This is a genomic window from Nguyenibacter vanlangensis, from assembly GCF_013376155.1.
Classification (GTDB): Bacteria; Pseudomonadota; Alphaproteobacteria; order Acetobacterales; family Acetobacteraceae; genus Gluconacetobacter; species Gluconacetobacter vanlangensis.
The window spans coordinates 1-7496 of record NZ_JABXXP010000102.1 but is presented as its reverse complement, the minus strand read 5'-3'; the positions used below and the strand labels follow the sequence as shown (position 1 = coordinate 7496).

Below are 7496 nucleotides of genomic sequence, written 5' to 3'. Positions count from 1 at the left end.
CGCGGCCTGTTCGCCCCCTGCCCCTGATCAGGCCCCTGCCCCGGCCCCCGCTCCCACCCTGGGCGGCCTGTCCTGCACGCCGTTCGGCGCGCACCAGGGCATCGAGATCTCCCTGCTGTTCGGCCTGACCCGTCCCGACGGCCGCGCGATCACGGACACGGAATGGGCCGCCTTCCTGCGCGATGAGGTCACGCCGCGCTTCCCCGACGGGCTCAGCGTCTTCCAGACCATGGGGCAATGGCGCGATCGCGTCACCGGCCGCGTCACCCACGAGCCCTCGCGCATCGTCTGGATCGCCGCCGGCGTGGCGACGCCGGACCTGCTCGCCCGGATCGCCGCCATCCGCACGTCCTACCGGCAGCGTTTCCAGCAGCAATCGGTCGGCCTGACGATCCGCCCGGGCTGCCAGGCGTTCTGACCCGCGCCCCTGTCGCGCGTGCGGCGCCTCCTGTATGGTTGCCCCCGACGGCCCGTCCGCGTCCGCCGGGCGGCGCCTTGCGCTGGAGAAGATGCCCATGACCACGCCCCCCGTCGCCCGCACGGATCCGCGCCGGATCACGCAGCTCGGACGGGTCCGCGTCGACGACTATGCGTGGATGAAGGACGAGAACTGGCAGGACGTCCTGCGCGACCCGTCGGTGCTGCGCGCCGACATCGCGGCTCACCTGCATGCGGAAAACGCCTATACCGCCGCCATCCTCGCCCCGACCGAGGCGCTGCAGGCCGACATCGTCGCCGAGATGAAGGGCCGCATCCGCCAGGATGACAGCTATCCCGCCCTGCCGCACGGTCCCTGGCGCTACTATATGCGCTTCGCCGCCGGTGCCCAGCATCCGATCCATGCCCGTCACCCCGAGGGCAGGCCGCAAGACGAAACCGTCCTGCTGGATGTCGACCAGGCGGCCCGGGGGCATGATTATTTCTCGGTTGCCGCCACCGCCCACAGCCCCGACCACAGGCTGTTCGCCCATGCCGAGGACAGCCAGGGCTCCGAAATCTACCGCATCGTCATCCGCGACATCGCCAGCGGCGCGCAGGTCGGCCCCGCGATCGAAAGCTGCAGCGGCAATTTCACCTTCTCGCCGGACTCGGCCTGGCTGTTCTGGACCTGGCGCGACGACCACGGCCGCCCCACCAGGATCTTCCGCCGTCGGATCGGCACCGATGCCGACACGCTGGTCTATCACGAACAGGATCCGGGCTTCTTCATCGGGGTCGAGGCCAGCCGCTCCGGGCGCTGGATCGTCATTTCCGCCAGCAACCAGGACACGTCCGAATCCTGGCTGATCCCCGGCGCACGGCCCGAGGACGCGCCGCGCTGCGTCGAACCGCGCCGCAACGGCGTGCGCTATGACCTCAGCCATTGGGGCGACCGCTTCGTTATCCTGACCAACGCCGACGGCGCGGTCGATTTCAAGCTGGCCGAAGCCCCCGACACTGCGCCCGGCCGCGCCAACTGGCGCGACCTCGTGCCGCACGAACCCGGGCGCTACATCACCGGCTGCATGGCCTTCTCGGGCCACCTGGTCTGGCGCGAACGCCGCGACGCCAACACCGCCCTGGTGATCCGCGACACCGACGGCCGGCAGCACACCCTTTCATCCGACGAGGACGCCTACGTCCTCTCCCTCTCGGGCAGCTATGAATATGACACGCGCGAACTGCGCTATGTCTATCAGTCGCCGACCACGCCGCGGCAATGGCATGCCTACGACATGCAGGCTCGCACGCGCCATTTGCTCAAGACCCAGGACATCCCCTCGGGCCACGACCCGGCGCTCTATCGCTGCTGGCGGCTGACCGCCACCGCGCCCGACGGCGAACAGGTGCCCATCACCGTGCTGGGCCGGCGCGGCACGCCCATCGACGGCTCGGCGCCGCTGCTGCTTTATGGCTACGGCGCCTATGGCCACGCGATCGAACCGACCTTCTCCACCGAAGCGCTCAGCCTGGTGGACCGGGGCTGGTTCTACGCCATCGCCCATGTCCGGGGCGGGTCCGAAAAAGGCTGGAACTGGTTCCTGGGCGGGCGCGGCCGCAACAAGCCCAACAGCTTCACCGATTTCATCGCCTGCGCCGAGGAACTCATCACCGCGTGCTTCACCCGCGCCGGCCGGATCGTCGGCGACGGCCGTTCGGCCGGCGGCATGGTCATGGGCGCAATCGCCAACATGCGGCCCGATCTGTGGGCCGGCATCGTCGCCGTGGTGCCCTTCGTGGACGAACTGAACACCATGTCCGACACCAGCCTGCCCCTGACACCACCCGAATGGCCGGAATGGGGCAACCCGCTGCAGGACGAAGCCGCCTATGACCTGATCGCCGGCTACGCGGCCTACGAACAGGTCGCACCGCGTCCCTATCCGGCCATCCTGGCGATCGGCGGCCTGACCGACCCGCGCGTGACCTACTGGGAACCCGCCAAATGGGTCGCCCGCCTGCGCGCCCATACCACCGCCACCCGCCCGATCCTGCTGCGCACGAATATGGAGGCCGGACATGCCGGCGCCTCGGGGCGCTTCGACTCGCTGAAGGAATCCGCCCTCATCCAGGCGTTCGCCATCTGGGCAGCAACGATGTCCCAGCCCGCCTGACCCACGATACGCAGACGGACATGAAACACTCCCCCGCCCGACACGGCCACTCTCGACGGATCTGCTCCCAAGGACGATGCGCATGACGGACACTGCCCCCCCGGCCCTGCTGCCCCCGCCATCGGATCGCGCGCCCTTCCGCCAGATGCGCGAGCAACTGCGTGCGCAGCGCATCGCCCGGGGATTGCTGGCGGTGTTCTTCACCCTGCTCGCGCTCTACACCGTCCATGGCTTCCTGGCCGCGCTGGTCTGGGGCGGCATCTTCGCGATCACCGCCTGGCCGCCTTATGCCGCCGTCCGGCGGCGCCGGGCGGCGCAATCGAACGGCATCCTGCTGCCGCTGCTGTTCACCATCGTGATCGCGCTGATCTTCCTGGTCCCGCTGGGGATATTCGCGCTCGAAGCGGCGCGCGAGGCCCAGGGCGTCGCGGCCTGGATGAACGAGGCCCGGCATTCCGGCGTGCCGGTCCCCACCTGGATCCACCGCCTGCCCTTCGGGGCCGCATCGCTCGGCGGCTGGTGGGAAAGCCACCTGCAGAACCCCGACGACGTATCGGGCTTCCTGCATTCCTTCAATCTCGGCCATTCCATGCAGGTCACCCAGCGCGTGGGCGAGCAGATCTTCCATCGCGGCCTGCTGTTCTCGTTCTCGATCCTGACCCTGTTCTTCCTGCTCAAGGACGGCGACACCATCATCCGCCAATGCCTCATCGTCTCGCGCCGCGCCTTCGGCAAGCGGGGCGAGACGATCGCCCAGCAGATCATCGCCTCGGTCCACGGCACGGTCGCCGGCCTGGTCCTGGTGGGAATCGGCGAAGGCGCGGTCATGGGGGTCGCCTACCTGATCGCCGGCGCCCCACATCCGTTCCTGTTCGGCGTCTTCACCGCCGTCGCGGCCATGATCCCGTTCTGCGCCGTCATAGCGGTGGGGCTGGTGACATTGCTGCTGCTGGTCAAGGGGGCGACGATCGCCGCCCTGGCCATCCTCGGGCTGGGGATGGCGGTGATCTTCGTGGCCGACCATTTCGTCCGCCCGGCCCTGATCGGCGGCTCGACCGAACTGCCCTTCCTGTGGGTCCTGACGGGCATCCTGGGCGGCGTCGAAAGCTGGAGCCTGCTGGGCCTCTTCATGGGCCCGGCCATCATGGCGGTCATGCACCTGATGTGGCGCAACTGGACGCGCGACCGCTGCCTGGACGGAGGCTGACGCGGGGCCGATACCCCGCATGATCCAACTCATCGAAAGAAGGGAAAACGGTCGCAGACGGGAATATCGGGCAGGCGGGATTCGAACCCACGACCCCCAGTCCCCCAGACTGATGCGCTACCAGGCTGCGCTACTGCCCGTCCGTCTGCGACGACACGCCGTGTAGCAGCGCCCGGCGCGGACCGCAACCCGTGTTCGCGGCCCGAATCCGGCTCAGACCGGAATCAGCCGCCGCAGGGCGCGCAATTCCACCAGAATCCCGCGCAGACTGTCCTTCAGCAGCAGGTTCTCCTGCCGGATTCGCTCGGATTCCGCATCCGCCGCCGGCCGCGTCTCCGAAGACTCGACGCCCGAAATCTCCACCCCCTGGGACGGACCCGAAGGCGGGACGGTATCGGAAATGGATGCTGCGGCCGGCGGCGTCACGAACGGCGCCTGCTCCGCAACGTCGGGGGCGCTTTCCGCCCCCAGAATGACCGGCTCCGCACAAACCAGCCCAGGGTCTGTCGGTTCGAAGCCTGCCGATTCAGGATCCGTCGATTCAGGACCCGCCACGCCGTCCTGCCCGGCCGCGGCCGCCGCTCCATGCGCCGGGCTCTCCTCGGGCTGGCCGAACAGATCCTCGTCGTCGCTCCCGTCCGCCGACCCGGCCGGAACGACGACATCCGCGCCTTCACGCAGCATCCGCTGCACGCCTTTGATCGTATAGCCCTGGACATAGAGCAGATCGGAAATCCGGCGCAGCAGTTCGATATCGTCGGGCCGGTAATAACGCCGGCCACCCCCGCGCTTCAGCGGACGCACCTGACTGAATCGCGTCTCCCAGAAACGCAGGACATGCTGCGGCACATGCAGTTCGTCCGCCACCTCGCTGATGGTGCGAAAGGCATGGGGCGCCTTCTTCAGCCGCCCGGCCGGGTCGTCCCCCGCCTGTTCCTCTTCCATCCGGCCATCTCCCGCCTGGCCATATCCGCCGGCGGCCTCCACCGCATGGGCCGAGGCATCATCCTGCCAGAATTCCTGCCCTGGGCTGGCGGAGCTCATTCGCCGTCTTCCTCGTTTCCGTCGTCCGGCTGGCCGTTCACGCGCGACCGCAGCAACTGGCTGGGCCGGAACACCAGCACCGATCGCGGCAGGATCGGCACCTCCACCCCGGTCTTGGGGTTGCGGCCGGTCCGGCGCCCCTTCTGACGGACGGAAAAGGTTCCGAAGCCACTGATCTTGACCGTATTTCCGGCTTCGAGTTCCTTGGCGACCCGCTCAAGCACGTGTTCGAGCAAGTCCGCCGACTCGTTGCGGGAAAGTCCGACCTGACTATAGATATGTTCTGCCAGACTGGCGCGGGTCACTGTGCTCATGCCAGCAAACCTAGGCACGCCGCGATGCACCGTCAATTCAATGCATTGACCGGCGTCAATTTTTCATCTTCACAGATTCGCCCGAATGGCCCGGACACGGCCCGCCCCCGGCCTCGCTCCACCTCAGATCCGCGCGAGCGCCGATCCCCAGGTCAACCCGCCGCCCAGCGCTTCCATCAGCACCAGGTCGCCCGGCCTGATCCGCCCGTCGCGCACAGCCTCGTTCAGCGCCAGCGGAATGGACGCCGCCGAGGTATTGGCATGGCGGTCGACCGTCACGATCACCCGCTCGGGCGGCAATTCCAGCTTGCGCGCCACGCCCTCGATGATCCGCAGATTGGCCTGGTGCGGCACCAGCCACGACACGTCGCCATGGCTCAGTCCATTGACCCGCAGCACCTCATCGACCGAATCCGACAGCTTGGCCACCGCGTGGCGAAACACGTCGCGCCCGCGCATATGCAGGAATCCGCTCTTCTCGCGCTGCCCGACCGCCCCGTCGACATAAAGCAGGTCGCCAGTCCGCCCGTCGGAATGCAGGTGGGTCGACAGGATCCCCGCCCGGTCCTCATCCTCGTCTCCCGCCGCGCGCAGCAGCACCGCCCCGGCCCCGTCGCCGAACAGCACGCAGGTGCCCCGATCCGACCAGTCGACGATCCGTGAATAGACTTCGCTGCCGATCACCAGAACCGAATCGACCTGCCCACTGCGGATCAGCGAATCCGCCATCGACAGCGCGTAGATGAAGCCCGAGCACGCCGCGGCCAGATCGAAGCCGAACCCTCCGGTCATGCCCAGTTCGGCCTGCACCCTGACCGCGGTCGCCGGGAAAGCCTGGTCCGGCGTGCTGGTGCCCACGATGACGGCGCCCACGTCCCCGGCCCGCATGCCGGCATAGTCCAGCGCCTGCGACGCCGCCGCGCTGGCCATGCTCACGGCCGTGTCGCCGGGCCCCGCGATATGGCGCTGGGCGATTCCGGTCCGGGCCCTGATCCATTCGTCCGACGTGTCGAGGCGCGTCGCCAGCTCATCATTGGTCACGATCCGGTCCGGCAGATAACCGCCGAACCCGACCAGAAGCGAACGTCTCGCCATCATGTCCATCATTCCAAACCGCCAAGCCAGGCCGCCGGTCGGGCAGGGCTGCGGATCAGCTTACGGCGGCAACCGCCGGCTGCTCCTTGTCCGCCCCCGGCCGCATGGCCGTCAGCGATTCCATGCGCAACAATTGTTCGCGAATGCTCTCGTTGAACCGGTGCGTCACCATATCCATGGCAACGTCCACCGCCGCTGCAAAGCCTTCGGCGTCGGTCCCGCCATGCGATTTCACGACGACGCCGTTGAGCCCCACGAATACCGCGCCGTTATAGCGGCGCGGATCCAGCCACTCGCGCATCCGCTCCAGCCCCGGCCGGACCAGCAGATAGCCCAGCTTGGCCAACAGGCCCGACCGGAAGACCTGCCGCAGCAGGACGAACGCCATCTTCAGCGCGCCTTCCCCGGTCTTCAGGGCGACATTGCCGGTAAATCCGTCGGTCACGACCACGTCGGTCGTTCCCGCCGTGATGTCATGCCCTTCGATAAAACCGTGGAATTGCGCGGCCAGCGGGCTGTTGCGCAGCACGTCCGCCGCCTGGCGCAGCCTCTCGTCGCCCTTCAGCTCTTCCGAACCGACATTCAGCAGGCCGATCGTGGGCGCCCGCAGGCCCAGCACCGCATTGGCGAAGGCCGCGCCCATCACCGCGAATTCAACCAGGTTGCGCCAGTCGCAGGCGACGTTGGCACCCAGGTCCAGCATCACCACGTCGCCCTTCAGGGTCGGGCTGATGGCCGCCATGGCCGGACGCGAGACGCCCGGCAGGGTTTTGACGACGATCTTGGCCAGCGCCAGCATCGCGCCGCTATTGCCGGCGGACACCACGCCCTGGGCCTCGCCCTGGGCCACCGCATCCATCGCCAGGCGCATCGACGAATCGCGCACCCGCAGCGCCGCGGTCGGCTTCATGTCCATGGCGATGGCGCTGCCGGCCGGCCGGATCGTGCAGATCGCCGCCGCCTTGGGATGGCGCGCCAGTTGCGCGCGCAACGCCGCCTCATCCCCGATCAGCAGGACCCGCGCGCCAGGATGCCTGTCCGCCGCAATCGCCAGACCGGCCACCACGACTTCCGGACCGCCATCCCCACCCATGCCGTCGATGGCCAGCGTGAAGGGCTCAGCCCCGGAAAAAGAGGAACCTGTCTCGCTCATGCCTGCCTTCTGCCGGGAGAACACCAAAACCACAACCCGCCACGGGACGGCGTCCCGCGGGGCGGGGCGGCCGGCGACCGGCCGGCCAT

General features: G+C 68.4%; 7 protein-coding genes and 1 tRNA gene. 3 read left to right on the top strand and 5 right to left on the bottom strand.

Annotated elements, in window-relative coordinates:
• The 3 genes from HUK84_RS07595 to HUK84_RS07585 form a co-directional block, all read left to right on the top strand.
• The coding region (locus HUK84_RS07595; protein ID WP_176639748.1) for a DUF3574 domain-containing protein at positions 1-418 on the top strand (418 nt) is incomplete at its 5' end.
• Positions 419-515: 97 nt separating this feature from the next.
• Positions 516-2594 (top strand): S9 family peptidase, encoded by a 2079-nt coding sequence (locus HUK84_RS07590; RefSeq protein WP_176639747.1) that lies wholly within the window; start codon positions 516-518, stop codon positions 2592-2594.
• A gap of 82 nt (positions 2595-2676) precedes the next feature.
• Positions 2677-3801 carry an AI-2E family transporter gene (locus HUK84_RS07585; protein WP_176639746.1) on the top strand — a complete coding sequence of 375 codons (1125 nt, stop codon included), beginning with the start codon at positions 2677-2679 and terminating at the stop codon, positions 3799-3801.
• A gap of 66 nt (positions 3802-3867) precedes the next feature.
• Here the strand turns inward: HUK84_RS07585 and HUK84_RS07580 are convergent.
• The 5 genes from HUK84_RS07580 to plsX all read right to left on the bottom strand — a co-directional run bounded on the left by HUK84_RS07580 (position 3868) and on the right by plsX (position 7407).
• Positions 3868-3941 (bottom strand) — tRNA-Pro (locus HUK84_RS07580).
• 73 nt (positions 3942-4014) lie between these two features.
• Positions 4015-4746 (bottom strand): MerR family transcriptional regulator, encoded by a 732-nt coding sequence (locus HUK84_RS23135; protein ID WP_374729287.1) that lies wholly within the window; start codon positions 4744-4746, stop codon positions 4015-4017.
• Between the two features lie 95 nt (positions 4747-4841).
• Positions 4842-5177, bottom strand: coding sequence for an integration host factor subunit alpha (locus tag HUK84_RS07565; RefSeq protein WP_317135251.1), 336 nt, complete (start codon positions 5175-5177; stop codon positions 4842-4844).
• 105 nt (positions 5178-5282) lie between these two features.
• Positions 5283-6257: a beta-ketoacyl-ACP synthase III gene (locus tag HUK84_RS07560; protein WP_176639744.1), complete on the bottom strand. Its 975-nt coding sequence runs from the start codon at positions 6255-6257 to the stop codon at positions 5283-5285.
• A 52-nt stretch (positions 6258-6309) separates the two neighbouring features.
• Positions 6310-7407 (bottom strand): phosphate acyltransferase PlsX, encoded by a 1098-nt coding sequence (gene plsX, locus HUK84_RS07555; protein WP_176639743.1) that lies wholly within the window; start codon positions 7405-7407, stop codon positions 6310-6312.
• Positions 7408-7496: the final 89 nt, after the last annotated feature.